Here is a 17,106-nt window from a genome sequence, read left to right on the forward strand (position 1 = left end):
GGCACGTACGCCCGCTTGTGCTGCCGAGGAGGCCGTCGTGAGCGTGGACCCTCATCGCCCCGCCCCGTCCCCACCCGTGAGGATCATGGAGGCCGACGGTCAGCGCGCAGTCCTGGCCTTCTCCGGTGACCTGGACGCCCCCGCGCTGCGCGTACTGGAGGAGCTCCTCCTCGACCACCGTCTGCAACAGCCCGGCACGTGGATCCTGGAGATGAGCGACCTGGAGCACATCGACCTGGCCTGTGCGTACGCGCTTCTGCGCGTGGTCACCCGGGCCCCCGAACCGGCCGCCCTCACCATCCGCGGGGCCCGCCCGGCCGTTCACCGGACCCTGCGGCACGCCGGCCTCGACGCCGTGACCGCCTACGAGGAGTAACCGAGGAGCGGATCGGCGCGGTCAACCTGGAGATCGCGTTGACCACCTCTTCGGCCGGGTCAACCGCACCACCAGGGAACCGGCCGGCCCGACGTGGGGCTGAGCCCGGTGCGGCCTGACCCACTGATCCCGCGGCGGTGACCGCGCTCACCAGGAGACCGGGCTCCAGTTGCCCGTCCCGGAACCGTCGTCGGTCCGTCGTCCGGCGCCGGGGCGGCGGTCAGTCGTCCAACTGCGCGTTGCCCGGCTCGTCGCGGCAGGAGTAGGTGTCGATGTCGTCGTCGTTGGGCCTGGCCTTGTCGCGGATGGCCTTGGGGACCTGGGGCAGGTTGTTCTGGAAGTCCTGGTCCCAGTCGTTGCTGCGCGCGTAGTCCATGAGGGCCTGCTGGAGCTTCTTGCAGTCGTCCCGGTGGCCCTTGGCCATGGCGATGCCGTAGTCGTTGAACGGGCCGAACGACAGGCCCTTGCGGACGGTGAGACCGGGGTCGTCCTCCATGAATCCGTAGAGGATCAGCTGGTCGGTGGAGACGGCGTCGACCGTCTCCTCCCGCAGTCTTCTCACGCAGTCCCGGGCGTCCGTCTCCGTGACGGTGCGGATGTCGCCGTACGCCCTTCTCTTGAGCTCCGCCGCGGAGGTGGTGCCTTCCCAGACGCAGACGAGCCGTCCGTTGAGGTCGCTGAGGTGCTTGTAGCGTCCGGCGTCCTCGGTCCGTACGAGGACGCCCTGTTGGGTCGAGGCGTAGGGGCCCACGAAGTCGAGTCCCTCGCCGTGTCCCGATTCCGACTTCGGCGTCATCCTGTCCTTCGTGATCGAGTAGGTGGCCGCGATGAGCTGGACGTCTCCCTCGTGCAGGGCGCGGGCGCGGTTCTTGGACAGGACGCCTTCAAAATCGACGGACTCGATCCCCACTCGGTCAAGCACCTCCCGGGCGACCGTGATGTCGAACCCGTTGAACTCGCCGTCGTGGGGTGAGTAGCTCGTGCCCGGCTGGTCACCCTTGGCCCCGACCTCGATCTTCCCGTCGGCGAGCAGCGAAGGGGGCTCCGAGGAGCAGCCGGCGAGGGCGGCTCCCGCGAGGGCCGCCGCGGTGATCCCGATGCGGATCGTGCGGGAACGACGCCCCGTATCACTCATGAACGGTCCTCCTGGTCGTCGTGGTTCAGTCGTTGTGCAGCGTGCCTCGGGCCTGTGCGAGGCGCATGGAGCAGCCCGTCTCCGGGTGTACGGCGACCTCGAACCGGAGCGCCCCCTGGCGCCCGCCGAGGTCGAAGTCGACGGTCGACTGCGCGGGCACCTCCCGCGTGTTCGGGGTGACGCCCGGGGTGGCGGCGGTGATCGTCGCCGTGGTCCTGCCGACGCAGGTGGGTGTGCTCGGATCGTCGTCGACGATGGTCAGTTTCAGTCGCAGCTTGTCCCGTACGTCGTCGAGGGCCGGCCGCGCCATCTCCACCGTGAGTGTGCCGCCGGCGTCGCCCACGGGCTGTGTGCCGCTGATGGACATTTCCACGCCGAGCTCGCCGGTGAGGTCGACGACCAACCAGACGCACGCGCCGCCGAGGGAGCAGAGCAGGGCGGTGCCCAAGAGGATGGCGCGGACGGTACCGCGCCGCCGTCTGTCGGCGGCCTGCTGCACGGCGTCGCGGGGCTGCCCGGTCCGGTCGGCCGGGTACAGGGCGGCGGCACCGGCGATCAGCAGGGCGAGGGGCGCGAGGACGTAGAACCACACGTACTGGATCTGCGGGCCGCCGGGCCAATGGGCCACGGCGTAGACGGCGAAGCCGATGGTCCCGGTGATGACGAGGAAAACGGACAGAGAGGGCCACGTGAGGAGCGCGGAGAGTTTGAACCACCAATTGAACGTGGCGCCGGGACCGACATAGCCGACCGTGGTCGAACCGTCGCCGCTGCCGCTGACGTTGCCGACCTCGCAGGTCCCCTCCGCGCCGGGGCCGTCGGAGCTCACCCTCCGTCCCCGTGACGGCTGACGCCGCCGAAGTTGAAGGTGGCACCGTCCCCCACCGAACCGATGGCCGCGGAGTTCGGGCCGTGGGCCGTGACGTGACAGGTGCGGGTGGGCGCCGGTGCGGCTGCCAGGAGTTCCGCCAGGCGGGCCTCGTCCGGACGGCGGTCCCGCTGTTCGCCGAGCCACGCCGTCAGGGCCGCGGCCAGCCGCTGCCGGTCCTCCGGGGAGAGCGCACCGAGCAGCCGGTCGGCGCGCTGTTCGCTGCCTCCCTCGGGGAGGGCGAGCGGGGTGTCGTCGCCGCCGCGGCGGAAGAGCCTGCGGAAGTAGCCGTGGCCCGCGTCGATCGACCCGTCCGTGACGCGCTGTGCGGCGCTCGCCACCATGGCGACGCCCAGGGTTTCGGCCGCCAGCGAGAAGTAGGTGGCGAGTTCGGCGGAGATTTCAGGAAGACTGGTCATGGACGCCCCCGTCAATGGCCTTTAATACACTGCTTCGTTACCGTCAACTTACTTAGGGTAAAGGTTGTTGGCGTTTCTGACAGGTGTTCCGGTTATGTTCCGTATGGGCGTGCGTGAGGCCCGACCGGGTGCGTCGACCGGCAGGACCGACTCGCCTCACCCGGGACCTCCTCACCGAATCCCCTCATTCCTTCACCCGGGTGGCTCAACGAGTCAGCGGCCCGGCGGTTGCGCCGGGCGGTGCATCGGATACGGGAAGCGCGCCCTCCCTCGCCGTCGCGCCGGGGAGCAGGGGCGCCCCGCGCCGGGAGGGATCGCGAGAAGGCCCGAGGAGGCCGACCGCCGTTGCGCCGATGTTCCCCGGGGCGACCCTCGCTCTTCCCGCCGTGGTACGGCGTACCTAGTATAGGAAGCGCTTTCTACCCGGGCCCCGGGCGGGCCGGAGAGGTGGTTGACCGATGGTCCGTACCGCGAGTGCGAGCACGTCGGCCGGGCCGACGCTGGCGGTCGTGGCCCGGGAGGCGGGGGTCTCGGTGCCGACCGCGTCCAAGGTGGTCAACGGCCGCGAGGACGTGGCGCCCGAGACCCGCCGCCGCGTCGCGGAGGCACTGGACCGGCTCGGCTACGTACGCAGGCCCCGCTACGACCCCACGCGCGCGCCCCGGCTGGTCGACCTCGTCATGCACTCCCTGGTGAGCTCCTGGTCGGGTGCGGTACTCCACGGAGTGGAGGAGGCGGCGTACGACGCGGGGCTGGAGGTCGTGGTGTCGGCGGGCCTGGACCGCTCCCGGTCCGGCCCCCAGGAGAAGCCGCGGCCGGAGCGGGACCGGCTGGACAGGCTCCTCGTGCGCGGTTCCTCCGGCGTGCTGTTCAACCTGGCCGAGCTGACCGCCGCCCAGTACGCCTGGCTGGAGCACCACCGCGTCCCGTTCGTGATGATCGACCCGGCGGTGGAGCCGCCGCCGGGCGTGGTGTCCGTCGGCGCGGCGAACTGGCAGGGCGGTGTCACGGCGACCGAGCACCTGCTGCGCCTCGGGCACGAACGGATCGCCGTCGTCGCCGGTCAGCAGCACAGGCTGTGCAGCAGCGCACGGGTCGCGGGCTACCGTTCCGCCCTCGCCGCGGCGGGTGTGCACCACCGCCCCGAGTACGTCCGCCACGCTGGGTTCGACCGGGCCGCGGCCCGTCGCCGCATGCGGGAGCTGCTCGACCTGCCCGCCCCGCCGACCGCCGTGTTCGCCTGCTCGGACGCCATGGCCCTCGGCGTGTACGAGGCCCTGGCCGAGCGGGACATGACGGTGCCGGCCGACATGAGCGTGGTCGGTTTCGACGACCTGCCCGAGGCCCGCTGGGTCACGCCGGCCCTGACCACGGTCCGCCAGCCCCTCTCCGAGATGGCGGCCACCGCCCTGCGCCTGCTGCTGCGCATGATGGACGGCCACCACCCGGAGAGCACCCGCACGGAACTCTCGACCCGCCTGGTGGAACGCGCGAGTACGGCACCGCCGCGCACGGCGTGGGGATCCGCCGGCGCGGGCTGATCGGCCACCCCCGCGCCGAGTGCCTCCGGCGACCGTCACTGCGGTCGGTTCGCCGGCCCTGCTCCCGGCCGCCGCGGCACTGCTGGTGGGCGGGCCCGCCGCCACCCGGGCCGGGCGGCCGGCCTACGGCACGACAGAGCAGAGCGGCCCAGGGCGGGGCGGTGGGGCGCGTGGGGCGGGCTCGTCACTCGCGCGAGGTGCCGACGGCCCGGGCCGTGCGTGCCGCCCAGGCGATGCCGCCCCTCAGATGGGCACGGAAGTCCGGGTCGGTGTAGGCGTCGGCGGCGTGGCCGAGGGCCGTGTAGAAGACGCGGCCCGCGCCCTGGTCGCGGCACCAGACCAGTGGGTGGTCGTCGCCCATGCCGCCGCCCTCGTACGACGACTCGTCGGCGCGGGCGAGGACGCGGACCGCACCGCGCGGGTTGGTGCGGAAGTCGTACCACTCGTCCGTGAACTCCCAGGAGGCGGGCAGGTTCCGGGTCGCGGGATGGTCGCGGTCCTCGACGACCACCCGGCCCGGCTGGTAGGCGGGGTGGCGGTCGAAGCGGGCGCCGAGCAGTTCGCCGTAGTACGGCCAGTCCTCCTCGGTGCAGGCCGCCGCGTGCACGCCGACGAAGCCGCCGCCCGCCCCGACGTACGCGGCGAGCCGCGCGCGCCCGGCCGGGGTGAGCACCTCGCCGCTGGTGGAGAGGAAGACGACGGCGGCGTACCGGTCGAGGGGCCGCTCCAGGACCGCCGGATCCTCCGTGTGGTCCGCCTCGAACTCCCCCAGCGTTGCGACGGCGTCGACCGCGTCCGGGATGGAGTCGTGGCGGTAGGCGGTGGTGCGCGTGTAGAGGAGCAGTCGGGGTGCCATGCCGCAGACCCTAGAGCGCCGGGCCGGACGGTGGGGCGGGTTCAGCCGCCCACGTCCACGTTGTTGTCGGGAGCACCGTCGCCGGCCGGGGGCAGGTCGCCGCGCTCCACCGGTGCGCCGGGCACCGGCTCGGCGGAGGGCAGGAGAGCGGCGGCCTCGGCGTCGTCGGGGCGGTGGGCGGCCAGGGCGGCTCCGCGCAGGACGTCGCGCGGTACGGCGTCCAACTCGCCGGAGACACGCACGACGTGGCCCCTTCCGGGCACGGCGTACTCGTGGCGCCCGGCGCCGGTGCGGTACCAGGCGTCGCCGTCGCGCTCGCAACTGGTGCGCTCGCCGGGCATGTCGCCGACGGGCTGCTCGGGGCAGGTGGCGGCCGTGATCGAGCCCCGGTCGACGGAGAGACGCAGATGGGCGCCGGTCTCGCGGGAGACCCAGGTGGCGGAGAAGCCGTCGTCGCCGAGGACGCCGACGGACTGCCGGGCCAGGGTGAAACCGGGGGCCTCGGTGACGTGGACCAGCTCGGGCGCGACGCCCAGCGCCTGTGCGCGGGCGTCGAGTTCCCCCTGGCCGGCGGCCTCGGCCGTACGCACGGAAGTACCGGACGCGGGGTCGGCGCCCGCCTTCTCGGAGCCGCAGGCGGTGAGCAGCACAGGGGCCAGCAGCAGCACCGGCAGGACGCGCGTGGGACGGGTCATACGGCCATCCTGCCGCACAGGCGTTCCACAGCCGGGCCGGGCCGCCTACGCTCGGACGGGATGAACGCCCTTCCCGCCCTGCTGGACCACCTGGTCCTGGCGACCCCCGATCTGGCGACGACGGTCGCCGACTTCGCCCGGCGCACCGGCGTCGCCCCCGCGCCCGGCGGTACGCACCTCGGCCTCGGCACCCGCAACCACCTCGTGGGGCTGGGCGGCTCCGGCTACCTGGAGATCATCGGCCCCGACCCGGACCAGCCGCCGCCGGACGGCCCGCGCCCCTTCCGGATCGACCGGCTCACCGCGCCGCGGATCGTGACCTGGGCGATCCGCCCGCCCGACCTGGACGCGGCGGTGGCGGCGGCCCGGGCCCGCGGCCACGACCCCGGCGCGGTACGCCCGATGAGCCGCCGCCGAGCCGACGGCACGCTCCTGGAGTGGCGCCTGACCGACGGCGCCCACCCTTCCGGTCTGGTGCCCTTCCTCATCGACTGGGGCACCACGCCCCACCCCTCGGCGGGCCTGCCCCTCACTCCCCTGCGGGCTCTCACGGCGACGGCCCCGGACCCGGCGCGGATCCGCCCGCTGCTGTCCGCCCTCGGCACCGCACTGCCGCTCACCGCCGGTCCGACGGGCCTGGGCTGCACGGTGGACACGCCGCGGGGGCCGGTGTCGTTCGGCCTGCCGTGACACGGCCGGGACGGCAGGCCCTGTGCGGTCCAAGTGACTTGAGGGGCTTCTGAGGCACGGGCGCACCGCGTCACGGGGCTCCTGTCACGGGCGCACCCCGTGACAGGGCTCCTCAGGCACGGGCGCACCCCGTGACGGGGCTCCCACGCCCGTTTCCCACACACCCGTTCCCCACACGCCCGTTTCCCACACACCCGTTTCCCGCGTGTCCGATTCCTTCAAGACCGGCCACGCACACCCTGCCTACGGTGGCCCCATGACCGCACGATTCAACGCCATCGGCCTCGTCGTCTCCGACATGGCCGCGTCCGTGACCTTCTACCGCCGGCTCGGTTTCGCCTTCCCCGAGGACGCCGAGCACGGTCCGCACGCCGAGGCAGGGCTGCCGGGCGGGATCCGGCTGCTGCTCGACACCGAGGAGTCCGTCCGCTCCTTCATGCCCGACTGGCAGCCGCCGGCCGGTGGCGGACGGCACTCGCTCGCCCTGCTGTGCGACACGCCCGCCGAGGTCGACGCGCTCTACGAGGAGCTGACCGGCGCCGGCTGCCACGGCGAGCGCAAGCCCTGGGACGCGCCCTGGGGGCAGCGGTACGCCGTCGTGAACGACCCGGACGGCCACGGCGTCGACCTGTTCGCGCCGCTAACCGCGCCGGGCCAGTAGCTCCCCGGGCGCAACGCCCGCCAACTCCCGTACGTCCCGCGTCAGATGGGCCTGGTCCGCGTACCCGGCCCGGGCGGCCGTCTCGGCGAGGGGCGTGCCGGCGCGGGCCAGGGCGAGGGCGCGCTGCAGCCGCAGGACACGGGCCAGCGTCTTGGGTCCGTAGCCGAAGGCGGCCAGGGAGCGGCGGTGCAACTGGCGTGCGCCCATGCCGAATTCGTCGGCGGTGGCGGCGACCGGGCGGCCCTCGCCGAGGGCGGCCACGATCCGGAGCAGCAGCGGGTCGGGGGGCCCGGTGTCGGCGGCCCGGGACAGCGCCGCCTCCTCCAGGCCGCTCGCCGGGTCGGGGGCCGCGTTCACCCGCGCGGTCAGGCGCCGCACCCGGGCGGACGGCCAGAGGTCGGTGAGGTCGACGCGCCGGTCGCGCAGTTCGTGCGCGGGGACGCCGAGGAGGGCCGGCGCGGTGCCGGGGTGGAAGCGGACGCCCGCCCAGGTGCCCGGCGCTCCCTCGGTGACGTGGGCACGGGTGTCCGGGCCCGCGACCAGCAGGCGGCCGTCGTACCAGAGCAGGTCCATGCAGCCGTCGGGCAGGACGCGTCCGGTGCCGGGCGCGGTCGGGGTGTCGGTCCACACCACCGCGCCGGTCAGCCGGGATGCCCGTTCCGCGTACACGGGTGCCAGGCTACGCGGCCGGGGTGCGGTACTCCTGCGGGCTGACGCCGTACACCCGCTTGAAGGCCGTGGACAGGGCGAACGCACTGCCGTAGCCGACCCGGCGGGCGATCGCGCCGAGTGTGTCGTCGGTGTCGCGCAGCCGGTCGGCGGCGACGGCGAGGCGCCAGCCGGTGAGGTACGCCATCGGGGGTTCGCCCACCAGGTCGGTGAAGCGCCGGGCGAGCGCGGCGCGGGAGACCCCGGCCCCGGCGGCGAGGGACGCCACCGTCCAGGGGTGCGCCGGGTCGTCCTGGAGCAGCCGCAGCGCCCGGCCGACGACCGGGTCGCCCAGGGCCCGGTACCAGGCGGGCGGCTCGGCCCCGGGGCCGGCGAACCAGGCCCGCAGCGCGGCGATGACGAGCAGGTCGAGGAGTCGGTCCAGGACCACCTCCTGGCCCGGTTCGTCCCGGGTGACCTCCGTCATCAGCAGGGGCGTCAGGGGGCAGTCCCACTGGTCGGAGGTGAGGCACAGCAGCGGCGGCAGGGCGTCCAGCAGCCGGCCGCCGACCTCGCCGCGCACCAGGTAGGTGCCGATCAGCAGCACCGCGCCGCCGTCGGTCCGGTCGCCCCAGGTGCGCACCCCGAGGTCCATCGAGCCGTTGAGGGGGCGTCCGTCGGGGTAGCTGCACGCACCGCCCGGCAGGATCACCGCCTGCGGCGGGGTGCCGGGGTCGTCGGCGCAGGTGTACGGGTCGGGGCCGCGCGCGATGGCGAGGTCGCCGGCCCGCAGCCGCAGCGGCTCCCCCGTGTCCGGCACGATCCAGGCGTCGCCGCGGACCGGCAGCATCACCGTGAGCGGCGCCCGGTCCTCGACGCGCACGGCCCACGGCGGGTCGAAACAGGCGCGGATCATGAACGCGCCACGGGCGCGGGGGCCCTCCAGCAGGCCGGCGAGTGCGTCCATGGCGTCACAGCGTAGACGCACGCGCATGCCGGCGAGTCGTTCGACGATGGGAACGCGGGGCGCCCGGCAGTTGACTGAAGCCATGACACACAGGACGGACACGAACACGGGCGGGGACATGACGGTCGTGGTCACGGGGGCCTCCGGCCGGACCGGGCGGCGGGTGGCCGAGGCGGCGCGGGCGGCCGGGCTGACCGTGCGGGCGGCGTCCCGGGCGACCGGCTTCGACTGGCGGTCCCGGTCGACCTGGGCGGACGTCCTGCGCGGCGCCGACGCGGCCTACCTGGCCTACCCCACCGACGTCGGCGCCCCCGACGCCGCCGGGGCGGTCGGGGAGCTCGCGCGGGAGGCGGCGGGGCTCGGGGTACGGCGGTTGGTGCTGCTGTCGGCGCGGGGCGAGGACCAGGCGCGGCCCACCGAGGAGGCGCTGGCCGGGGCGGGCGTGGACTGGACGGTCGTACGGGCCGCGTGGTTCGCGCAGAACTTCAGCGAGGGACCGCTGGGTGAGGAGTTGCGGCAGCGCGGGGAGCTGGTGTTCCCGGCCGGTGACGTGGCCCGGGAACCGTTCGTGGACCTGCGGGACGTCGCGGACGTGGTGGTGGCGGCGCTGGTCTCCGGTGACCGGTACGCCGGGCGGGTGCTGGAGGTCTCGGGGCCGCGCCTGCTGACCTTCGCGGAGGCGGTCGCCGAGATCGCGGAGGTGACGGGGCGCGCGCTGACGTACCGGGCCGTCCCGCCGCGCGAGTACGGGGAGGAACTGGCCGGGTTCGGGGTGCCGGAGGAGGAGGCCGCGTTCCTCGTGGAGCTGTTCGGCACCCTGCTCGACGGCCGCAACGCCCACCTGTCGGACGGGGTACAGCAGGTGCTGGGCCGTGCGCCGAGGGACTTCGGGGACTTCGTACGGGAGGGCGCGACGGCGGGGACGTGGCGGGCCGGGGACCCGTCGTAGCCGCCCCGGCCGGCGGTGCCCGAGCCGGCACGCGGCGGACGGCACCCGGCCACGAGGGTGCCCCCGACGGCGAGGGGCGCCCCAGCCGCGAGCGGCATCCCGGCCGCAAAGGGCGCTCGCCCCAGCCACGAGGGGCACCCGGCAAGCGCACGGTCGCGGCGGCCGGGGGCCCTGCCCGGCACGCGGCGCCCGCGGCACGGCGGGTGACGGCCGGCGGGCGTCGGGCCGCACCGCCGGGTCCGCTCTTCGCGCACAGGCGAGCGGGCCGGGAGCCCTGCCGGGCCTACGAGGCCTCCGGCTTGTTGTGGTTCACGGGCGGCGCGTTCTTCACATGGGCGCGCAGGCGGGACGTGACGTCCTCCGGGGGCAGGAAGCGCGACCAGCGTTCCGGGAACTCGGAGGGCATGTCGGGGTCCGCCTCCCCGTTCGCGGCGGTGCGGGCGACGTACTCGGCGACCTGGGCCTGGCGCAGCCGCTCGTTGGCCTCGCGGGCCGCGGCGGTGGCGGCGGCCGGCCAGACCCGGTCGATGGCCGCGTTGACCGCGGCGCCGACGAGGACCGCGAACGCGGACACGCCGATCCACAGCAGCACGGCGACGGGCGCGGCGAGCGAGCCGTAGATGGTGGGACCCTCGACGGTGTTGGTCAGGTAGATGCGCAGCAGGAAGCTGCCGAGCACCCACATGGCGAGTGCGACCAGCGCGCCGGGCACGTCCTCGATCCACGGGGAGCGCACGGGCACGGAGACGTGGTACAGCGTGGTCAGGAAGGCGACGGACAGGATGATGACGACCGGCCAGTACAGCACCTGGACGACCGTCGTCGACCACGGCACGATCCCCACCACGACATCCGGGCCGGCCACCATCAGCGGCAGCGCGATGGATCCGATCAGCAGTGCCACGAGGAACAGCAGGAACGCCATCAGACGGGTCTTGACGATCCCCCGGACGCCGTCGAGGCCGTACATGACGGTGATGGTGTCGATGAAGACGTTCACCGCGCGGGAGCCCGACCACAGGGCGAACAGGAAGCCGAGGGAGATGACGTCGGGCCGGCCGCCCTTCATGACGTCGTCCAGGATCGGCTCGGTGATCTGTTCGACGCCCTTCTCGGAGAGCACCGCGCGGGAGGCGTCCAGGATGCTGGCGCGCAGGCTCTCGGTGGTGTCGGCGCCGATCCACAGGTCGACGTAGCCGAGCAGGCCGATGACGCTCAGCAGCAGCGGAGGCACCGACAGCAGCGTGAAGAACGCGGCCTCGGCGGCCAGGCCGAGGATGCGGTACTCCATGCACGAGTTGACCGTGTCCTTGAGCAGCAGCCAGGTGGTCCTGCGTTTGGAGACGTTCCGGTACAGAACCCGGGCACGATGGAGCCGGCCGGAGGGCCGTTCGGGAGATTCACTTGCTGGCTGCACGCCCTAAAGGTATCCGCCGCCGGAGGTGGCACTCATCCGCGGACGCCCGCCGCACCGTACCGGCCCCCCTCCGGCCCCCGACACGGTAGGTTCACGGTCATGGCAGGCAGTACCCACACCGTGACGAATCAGGCCCCGCCGCTGGTCGGCTACGACGTCTTCACCGCCGACCGGGCCCTGACGGCCGCGGTCGAACGGCATCTGGCACCCGAGCTGCGCGAGGAGGCGCTGGCGGAGCTGTCGGGCCTGGGCCGCGGCTGCGGGTCGGTCCAGACCCAGGAGTGGGGCGCGCAGGCCAACGAGAATCCGCCGGTGCTGCGCACGCACGACCGCTACGGCCACCGCGTCGACGAGGTGGACTTCCACCCGGCCTGGCACCGGCTGCTGGGCAAGGGGGTGTCGGCGGGGCTGACGGCGGCCTGGTCGCGGCCGGGCGGGCACGTGCGGCGTGCCGCCGGCTTCCTCATGTGGACCCAGGTCGAGGCGGGCAACGGCTGCCCGCTGTCGATGACCCACGCGGCGGTGCCGGCCCTGCGCGCCGATCCGGAGCTCGCCGCGCAGTGGGAGCCGCGGCTGACCTCCCGGGTGTACGACCGGGAGCTGCGGCCGGCCCACCTGAAGGCCGGGGCGCTGTTCGGGATGGGCATGACGGAGAAGCAGGGCGGCAGCGACGTACGGGCGAACACCACCTCGGCACGCCCGCTGGCCGAGGACGGCACGTACGAGCTGACCGGGCACAAGTGGTTCTGCTCGGCGCCGATGTCGGACGGGTTCCTGGTGCTCGCGCAGGCCCCGGGAGGGCTGACCTGCTTCCTGGTGCCGCGCGTGCTGGCGGACGGCACCCGCAACGTGTTCCGGATCCAGCGGCTGAAGGACAAGCTGGGCAACCGGTCCAACGCCTCCGCCGAGGTCGAGTTCGCCGGGACCTGGGCGCGCCGGGTCGGCGAGGAGGGCCGCGGGGTGCGGACCATCATCGGCATGGTGGCGGCGACCCGGCTCGACTGCGTACTGGGGTCGGCGGGCCTGATGCGGCAGGCCGTCGCGCAGGCGGTGCACCACTGCACGTACCGGGAGGTCTTCGGCGCGAAGCTGGTCGACCAGCCGCTGATGCGCAACGTCCTCGCGGATCTCGCGGTCGAGTCGGAGGCGGCCACCACGCTCGCGCTGCGGCTGGCGGCGGCCTACGACGCCGCCGAAGGCGGTGACGAGCGGGAACGGGCGCTGCTGCGGCTGGCGGTGCCGGCGGCCAAGTACTGGGTGACCAAGCGGTGTGCGCCCCTCGCGGTGGAGGCCGCCGAGTGCCTGGGCGGCAACGGGTACGTCGAGGAGTCGGGGATGCCCCGGCTGGTGCGCGAGTCACCGCTGAACTCGATCTGGGAGGGCGCCGGCAACGTGCAGGCGCTGGACGTGCTGCGGGCACTCGGACGGGAGCCGCTCGCCATGGACGCGTATCTGACGGAGGTGGGCCTGGCACGCGGCGCCGACCACCGTCTGGACGCGGCGATCAGGGGTCTGCTGACGGAGCTGGCCGATCTGGGGGCCGCCGAGGGGCGGGCGCGGCGGCTGGTGGAGCGGCTGGCGCTGGTGCTCCAGGGTTCGCTGCTGGTCCGGTACGCGCCGCCGGAGGTCGCCGACGCGTTCTGTGCCGCGCGGCTGGGCGGTGACGGGGGCGCGGCCTTCGGCACGCTGCCGCCGACGCTGGATCTGGCGTCGGTGGTGGAGCGGGCCCGTCCGGTGGCCGTGGCCTGATTTCATCGGGTGAAGCGGGGGTGGTGCTGCGCCGACACGGCACCACCCCCGCCACACAGGCCTGTGCAGGCCGCGTACGCCGCTCGGGGCGACGTGGTTCAAGTTTGGACACCGGTACGGCCGCCCACCAGGGTTGCAGGGGGTTGCAACTTGCTGTGGGCCGTGTGCGGACTGTGTCCTCGTGTCCCGGGCAAGCGGTCGGTATCAGACGAACATCCGAGTATCCGAACATCCGGCTTCCGGGAGGACGGGGACCAGTGGCGCTCTCGCCGATGGACGTGATGCAGTTCGCCGCCGTCGACACGGCGCGCGCGGCGCGGATGCTCAACGAGGTCCGCTCCGCCAGGCTCTCGGGCGGGCGGGCCCCGGTGGCGCCCCGGCCGGTGATCGAGCAGTCCTGGGACCGGGTGCTGCGCAGCGGTGTCGATCCCGAGCACGACTTCCGGTCCGGGCTGCTGACCCCCGAGGAGGTGCGGCGGCGGCGGGAGACCTCGGCGCTGCGGCACGTGCTGCCGGTGCTGCGGGAGGGCCTGTTGTCGGTCGCGGACGTCGCGCACCACATCATGGTGGTCGCCGACCACGAGGGCCGGGTGCTGTGGCGGGAGGGCAGCGCGCGGGTGCTGCGCAAGGCCGACGGCCTCGGCTTCGAACTCGGGGCGGACTGGCGGGAGGAGGTCGTCGGCACCAACGGCGTGGGCACGCCGGCGGTCACCCGGCGCCCCGTACAGGTCTTCGCCTCCGAGCACTTCGTCCGGTCCCAGGCGACCTGGACCTGCGCCGGGGCGCCCATCACCGATCCGCGCAGCGGCCGGCTGCTCGGTGTGGTCGACGTGAGCGGGCCGCTGGAGACGATGCACCCGGCGACGCTCGCCTGGGTCGACTCGGTGGCCAAGCTCGCCGAGGCCCGGCTGCGCGAGCTGCACATGCTGTCCCTGGAGCGGCTGCGGGCGGTGGCCGCGCCGGTGCTGGCCCGGCTCGGCGGACGGGCCGTGGTGACGGACCGGGACGGCTGGACGGCGGCGGTGACGGGGATGCCGTACCTGGACCGGGTGGCACTGCCCAAGCCCCCCGCGGCGGGGCCGAGGTGGCTGCCGGCGCTCGGCGCGTGCACCGTGGAGCCGCTGGGTGAGGGCTGGTTGGTACGGGTGGCCGAGGGGCCGGTACCGCTCGGCGCCACCCGGATCGTGCTGGAACTCGGGCAGCCGCGCCGCTGGTCGGTCCGGGTGCTGGGCGGCGCGGAGGCCTGGGCCCGGGAACTGAGCCCCCGGCACGCCGAGTTGCTGTACCTGCTGGCCGTCCACCGCGCCGGCCGCAGCGCGGCGGGGCTGGCCGAGGACATGTTCGGCGACCCTGCCCGCACGGTGACGGTACGGGCCGAGATGTCCCGGGTGAGGAGGTACCTCGGGGCCTACCTGGAACACCGGCCGTATCGTTTCTGTGAAGACGCGGAGGTCGAGGTGGTCCTCCCGGACGACCCGCGCGACCTGCTCCCCCACTCGACGGCGCCGGCGGTCGTGGCACGCCGGGCGTCGCTGCCGACACCCTGAGCCTTCGTGCCCCCTGGGGGCTGGCGCAGCCCGCGGGGAGCGCGGGGAGCCGCGCGACCAGCCACAACGCACCGGCCCCCGCCACCCGGCCCGCCCCACCGAGCTCCGCCGCACGCCCCGCCGCCGGGCTCCCGTCCGCCGGCCACGCGTCAGCGCCGGTCCGTCCCGGACGACCGGAAAGGCGGTTTGTTTTCGCATATTTGCATCGTCCGCGTCCCCGGACCCGTCCGTCTGTCGTAGCATCCTCTACGGACCGCCCATCCGCTCCTCGGTCAACGTGACCACCGTCGAGCCCAGTTGGTCCGGCGCCCGTGGAGGTTCGATGAAGCATCGCGGCAGACACCGCCGACGCAGGCGGGGCAGGGCGCTGCGCGCCGCCCTGACCGGGGCGGCCCTCGCGCTGACGGGTGCCGCCACGCTGATCAGCGCCTCGCAGGCCACGGTCGCCGACGACCCCGGCGCTCTGGAGCCCCTCACCTCCGCCGCCGAGACCGGCGCACTGCGGCTGACGGAGCACCGCGTGCCGCAGCCGTGGCTGGACCGGCTCTCCGCCGCGATGGGTGAACCGGTCGGCGTCGACACCGTGCTCGGCTCCACCGACCACACGCTGCGCGAAGCCGCCGACTGCACGGCCGGGGAGCGGGAAGCCCTGCCGGTCTCCCCCGCGGCCACCCGCGCCTACTGCTGGGGCGACGACACCGAGGGCTGGCGCCCCGGCGCGGTCACCACCTCCGGGGACGCCGACGAGGACGGCCGCTGGGGCGCCCACCGCGTGGTCCTCGCCGCCTGGACCCGCGACGACGGCACACCCGAGGGCGGCCTCGCCCGGGTCTCCTTCGTCGACGCCGACGATCCCGACCGCCTCGGCTACACCTCCGCGCTCCTCGCCGTCCCGGTCGACGGCGGCCAGGACTACCGAGGGCTCGCCTCCCCCGTCTCAGGCATGGTCTGGTACCAGGACAAACTGCTGGTGACCGCGGGCTCCGGGGACCGCGAAGCGCTGTACGCGTACGACCTGGACCGGGTCCAGCGCGCCACCACCGACGCGGACGCCGTCGGGCGGGTACCCGGAGGCTGGGCGGCGGACGGCCACCCGTACGTGCTGCCCGCCGTCGCCTCGTACCGGCTCTCCGACACCTCCGGGGCCGCGCGTCCCGGCGCGATCTCCCTGGACCGCGGCACGGCCCCCGACAGCCTGGTGGCGAGCGAGCGGGTGCCCGCGGACGGTGACCGCCCCACCCGGTTGTGGCGCTACGCGCTCAGCACGGATCCGGCCCGCGCCGGGCTGCCGGCCGCCGACCCCGCCGGACACGTCGACGCGGTGGAGGCGTACGAGACCGGGGCGACCGAGGTGAGCGGTGTGCTGTCGCACCGCCCGGCCGGCACCGCACGGACCGACTGGTACCTGGGGCGCTCGGCCGGCGGGCACGACGGGCGCGGGACCCTGTGGCGCCAGGACTCGGAGGGTGCCCGGGCCACGGAGTGCGGCGCGGACCGCTCCCAGCGGTGCTGGAGCGGCGAGGTGGGCTCCCTGTCCTACTGGGGGCAGACCGGCGAGGTCTGGTCGCAGTCGGACCGCATGCTGTTCGCGTTGCCGATGACCTCGATCGAGGACGCGCTCGACTGACGGCCACCCGATCCCCGGGACGCGCGGGCCGCGCGGACGGGGATCGACAGATCCGCGGACCGGATGATTCCCTGCTCGGCATGACCAACATCGCCGTGACCACCTGGTCCCTGGAGCAGACGGCGCCGACCGATCTGCTGCCGGCCGCCGCACCGGAGGGGGACGTCCGGATCGTCCGCGCCGAGGTGCCCTCCCCCGAGTTCAGCCGCTTCCTGTACGCCTCGGTGGGCGGCGACATCCGCTGGACGGACCGGCTCGGCTGGAGCCACGCGCGCTGGCGGGAACACCTGGAGCGGCCGGGCGTGGAGACCTGGGTCGCCCACGACCGCGGCACGCCCGCCGGATACGTGGAGCTGACACCCGGGGACGACGGGGTCGTGGAGATCGAGTACTTCGGCCTGATCCCGGCCTTCCGCGGCCGGCGCATCGGCGGCCACCTGCTCTCGTACGGGACCGCCCGCGCCTGGGACCTGGCGGACCGGTGGCCGGGGCTGGCCACGACCAAGCGGGTGTGGCTGCACACGTGCAGCAAGGACGGCGCATACGCGATGGACAACTACCAGCGCCGCGGCTTCCGTCTGTTCGACACCAAGGTCGAGGAAGAGGCGGAGGTGGCCGCTCCGGGGCCCTGGCCCGGAGCGTTCCCCGCCTGACCGGTCGGCCCTCGGCCGGCGGGCCGACCTGTGATCCACGACACCCTTGTCTCGCTCTGCGAGACAAGGGTGTCCGCATCTTGGAAGAAGCTGGACTGTGTCCAGATCGCCGTGCCACGCTTCCGCCATGCCTGGAACTGGAATTGCCTTGGTGAGTCGGCGGCACGTCGACCTCGGCCGCATGTCCAGCGCCATCTGTCCGGTCCGCTGAGAGCCCGCTCCAGCACTACCGGATTTCCCGCATTCGCCTCCCCCCGCGCAATGACGCGCATGCCTGCCCATGCGCCCGTACGCGCAGGTAAGAGCCG

18 protein-coding genes are annotated in these 17,106 nt (G+C 74.2%); 10 read left to right on the forward strand and 8 right to left on the reverse strand.

Going from position 1 to position 17,106, the window contains the following annotated elements; all coding sequences use genetic code 11:
• The first annotated feature begins 37 nt into the window (after window positions 1-37).
• Window positions 38-376 (forward strand): STAS domain-containing protein, encoded by a 339-nt coding sequence (locus tag ACP4IX_RS16060; protein WP_426523379.1) that lies wholly within the window; start codon window positions 38-40, stop codon window positions 374-376.
• Window positions 377-596: 220 nt separating this feature from the next.
• On the opposite strand, the gene ACP4IX_RS16065 is transcribed toward ACP4IX_RS16060, so the two are convergent.
• Genes ACP4IX_RS16065 through ACP4IX_RS16075 form a run of 3 tightly spaced genes read right to left on the reverse strand, consistent with a single transcriptional unit; the run spans window position 597 to window position 2,798 of the window.
• On the reverse strand, window positions 597-1,511 hold the full coding sequence (locus ACP4IX_RS16065) for a glutamate ABC transporter substrate-binding protein (protein WP_426523378.1): 915 nt from the start codon (window positions 1,509-1,511) through the stop codon (window positions 597-599).
• A 25-nt stretch (window positions 1,512-1,536) separates the two neighbouring features.
• A complete protein-coding gene (locus tag ACP4IX_RS16070) occupies window positions 1,537-2,340 on the reverse strand; it encodes a hypothetical protein (RefSeq protein WP_426555905.1) in 804 nt (267 codons plus the stop codon).
• Window positions 2,337-2,798 carry a hypothetical protein gene (locus ACP4IX_RS16075; protein WP_426555906.1) on the reverse strand — a complete coding sequence of 154 codons (462 nt, stop codon included), beginning with the start codon at window positions 2,796-2,798 and terminating at the stop codon, window positions 2,337-2,339. Before ACP4IX_RS16075 ends, ACP4IX_RS16070 begins: the two co-directional genes overlap by 4 nt.
• Before the next feature lie 458 nt (window positions 2,799-3,256).
• On the opposite strand from ACP4IX_RS16075, the gene ACP4IX_RS16080 reads away from it, so the two are divergent.
• Window positions 3,257-4,339, forward strand: a complete 1,083-nt coding sequence (locus ACP4IX_RS16080; RefSeq protein ID WP_426555907.1) for a LacI family DNA-binding transcriptional regulator — start codon at window positions 3,257-3,259, stop codon at window positions 4,337-4,339.
• A 184-nt stretch (window positions 4,340-4,523) separates the two neighbouring features.
• On the opposite strand, the gene ACP4IX_RS16085 is transcribed toward ACP4IX_RS16080, so the two are convergent.
• Both ACP4IX_RS16085 and ACP4IX_RS16090 read right to left on the reverse strand, forming a co-directional pair.
• Complete coding sequence (locus ACP4IX_RS16085; RefSeq protein ID WP_426555908.1) at window positions 4,524-5,195, reverse strand: ThuA domain-containing protein; 672 nt, start codon at window positions 5,193-5,195, stop codon at window positions 4,524-4,526.
• Window positions 5,196-5,236: 41 nt separating this feature from the next.
• Window positions 5,237-5,890, reverse strand: coding sequence for a hypothetical protein (locus ACP4IX_RS16090; protein ID WP_426555909.1), 654 nt, complete (start codon window positions 5,888-5,890; stop codon window positions 5,237-5,239).
• Window positions 5,891-5,950: 60 nt separating this feature from the next.
• On the opposite strand from ACP4IX_RS16090, the gene ACP4IX_RS16095 reads away from it, so the two are divergent.
• Complete coding sequence (locus ACP4IX_RS16095; protein ID WP_426555910.1) at window positions 5,951-6,580, forward strand: VOC family protein; 630 nt, start codon at window positions 5,951-5,953, stop codon at window positions 6,578-6,580.
• A gap of 256 nt (window positions 6,581-6,836) precedes the next feature.
• Window positions 6,837-7,241 carry a VOC family protein gene (locus tag ACP4IX_RS16100; protein WP_426523371.1) on the forward strand — a complete coding sequence of 135 codons (405 nt, stop codon included), beginning with the start codon at window positions 6,837-6,839 and terminating at the stop codon, window positions 7,239-7,241.
• Here the strand turns inward: ACP4IX_RS16100 and ACP4IX_RS16105 are convergent.
• Together ACP4IX_RS16105 and ACP4IX_RS16110 are read right to left on the reverse strand one after the other, a co-directional pair.
• The gene (locus ACP4IX_RS16105; protein ID WP_426555911.1) at window positions 7,221-7,910 is read right to left on the reverse strand and encodes a helix-turn-helix domain-containing protein; all 690 of its coding nucleotides are present in this window, start codon (window positions 7,908-7,910) and stop codon (window positions 7,221-7,223) included. The genes ACP4IX_RS16100 and ACP4IX_RS16105 overlap by 21 nt on opposite strands.
• Window positions 7,911-7,920: 10 nt before the next feature.
• A complete protein-coding gene (locus ACP4IX_RS16110; protein ID WP_426523369.1) occupies window positions 7,921-8,856 on the reverse strand; it encodes an AraC family transcriptional regulator in 936 nt (311 codons plus the stop codon).
• A gap of 82 nt (window positions 8,857-8,938) precedes the next feature.
• Between ACP4IX_RS16110 and ACP4IX_RS16115 the strand changes: the two genes are divergently transcribed.
• On the forward strand, window positions 8,939-9,805 hold the full coding sequence (locus tag ACP4IX_RS16115; protein WP_426555912.1) for an NmrA family transcriptional regulator: 867 nt from the start codon (window positions 8,939-8,941) through the stop codon (window positions 9,803-9,805).
• A gap of 283 nt (window positions 9,806-10,088) precedes the next feature.
• On the opposite strand, the gene ACP4IX_RS16120 is transcribed toward ACP4IX_RS16115, so the two are convergent.
• A complete protein-coding gene (locus ACP4IX_RS16120) occupies window positions 10,089-11,222 on the reverse strand; it encodes a YihY/virulence factor BrkB family protein (RefSeq protein WP_426523367.1) in 1,134 nt (377 codons plus the stop codon).
• A gap of 99 nt (window positions 11,223-11,321) precedes the next feature.
• On the opposite strand from ACP4IX_RS16120, the gene ACP4IX_RS16125 reads away from it, so the two are divergent.
• The 5 genes from ACP4IX_RS16125 (at window position 11,322) to ACP4IX_RS16145 (ending at window position 17,009) form a co-directional block, all read left to right on the forward strand.
• Entirely contained in the window at window positions 11,322-12,971 is a 1,650-nt protein-coding gene (locus ACP4IX_RS16125; RefSeq protein ID WP_426555913.1) for an acyl-CoA dehydrogenase family protein, read from the forward strand.
• Between the two features lie 257 nt (window positions 12,972-13,228).
• Window positions 13,229-14,518 (forward strand): GAF domain-containing protein, encoded by a 1,290-nt coding sequence (locus ACP4IX_RS16130; protein ID WP_426523365.1) that lies wholly within the window; start codon window positions 13,229-13,231, stop codon window positions 14,516-14,518.
• A gap of 322 nt (window positions 14,519-14,840) precedes the next feature.
• Complete coding sequence (locus ACP4IX_RS16135; RefSeq protein ID WP_426523364.1) at window positions 14,841-16,145, forward strand: hypothetical protein; 1,305 nt, start codon at window positions 14,841-14,843, stop codon at window positions 16,143-16,145.
• A gap of 80 nt (window positions 16,146-16,225) precedes the next feature.
• Window positions 16,226-16,798, forward strand: a complete 573-nt coding sequence (locus tag ACP4IX_RS16140; protein ID WP_426523363.1) for a GNAT family N-acetyltransferase — start codon at window positions 16,226-16,228, stop codon at window positions 16,796-16,798.
• Window positions 16,799-16,925: 127 nt separating this feature from the next.
• Window positions 16,926-17,009 (forward strand): putative leader peptide, encoded by an 84-nt coding sequence (locus tag ACP4IX_RS16145; RefSeq protein WP_351391960.1) that lies wholly within the window; start codon window positions 16,926-16,928, stop codon window positions 17,007-17,009.
• The last annotated feature ends 97 nt before the right edge of the window (window positions 17,010-17,106 follow it).

Source organism: Streptomyces sp. WG5 (assembly GCF_049974565.1).
Lineage (GTDB): Bacteria > Actinomycetota > Actinomycetes > Streptomycetales > Streptomycetaceae > Streptomyces.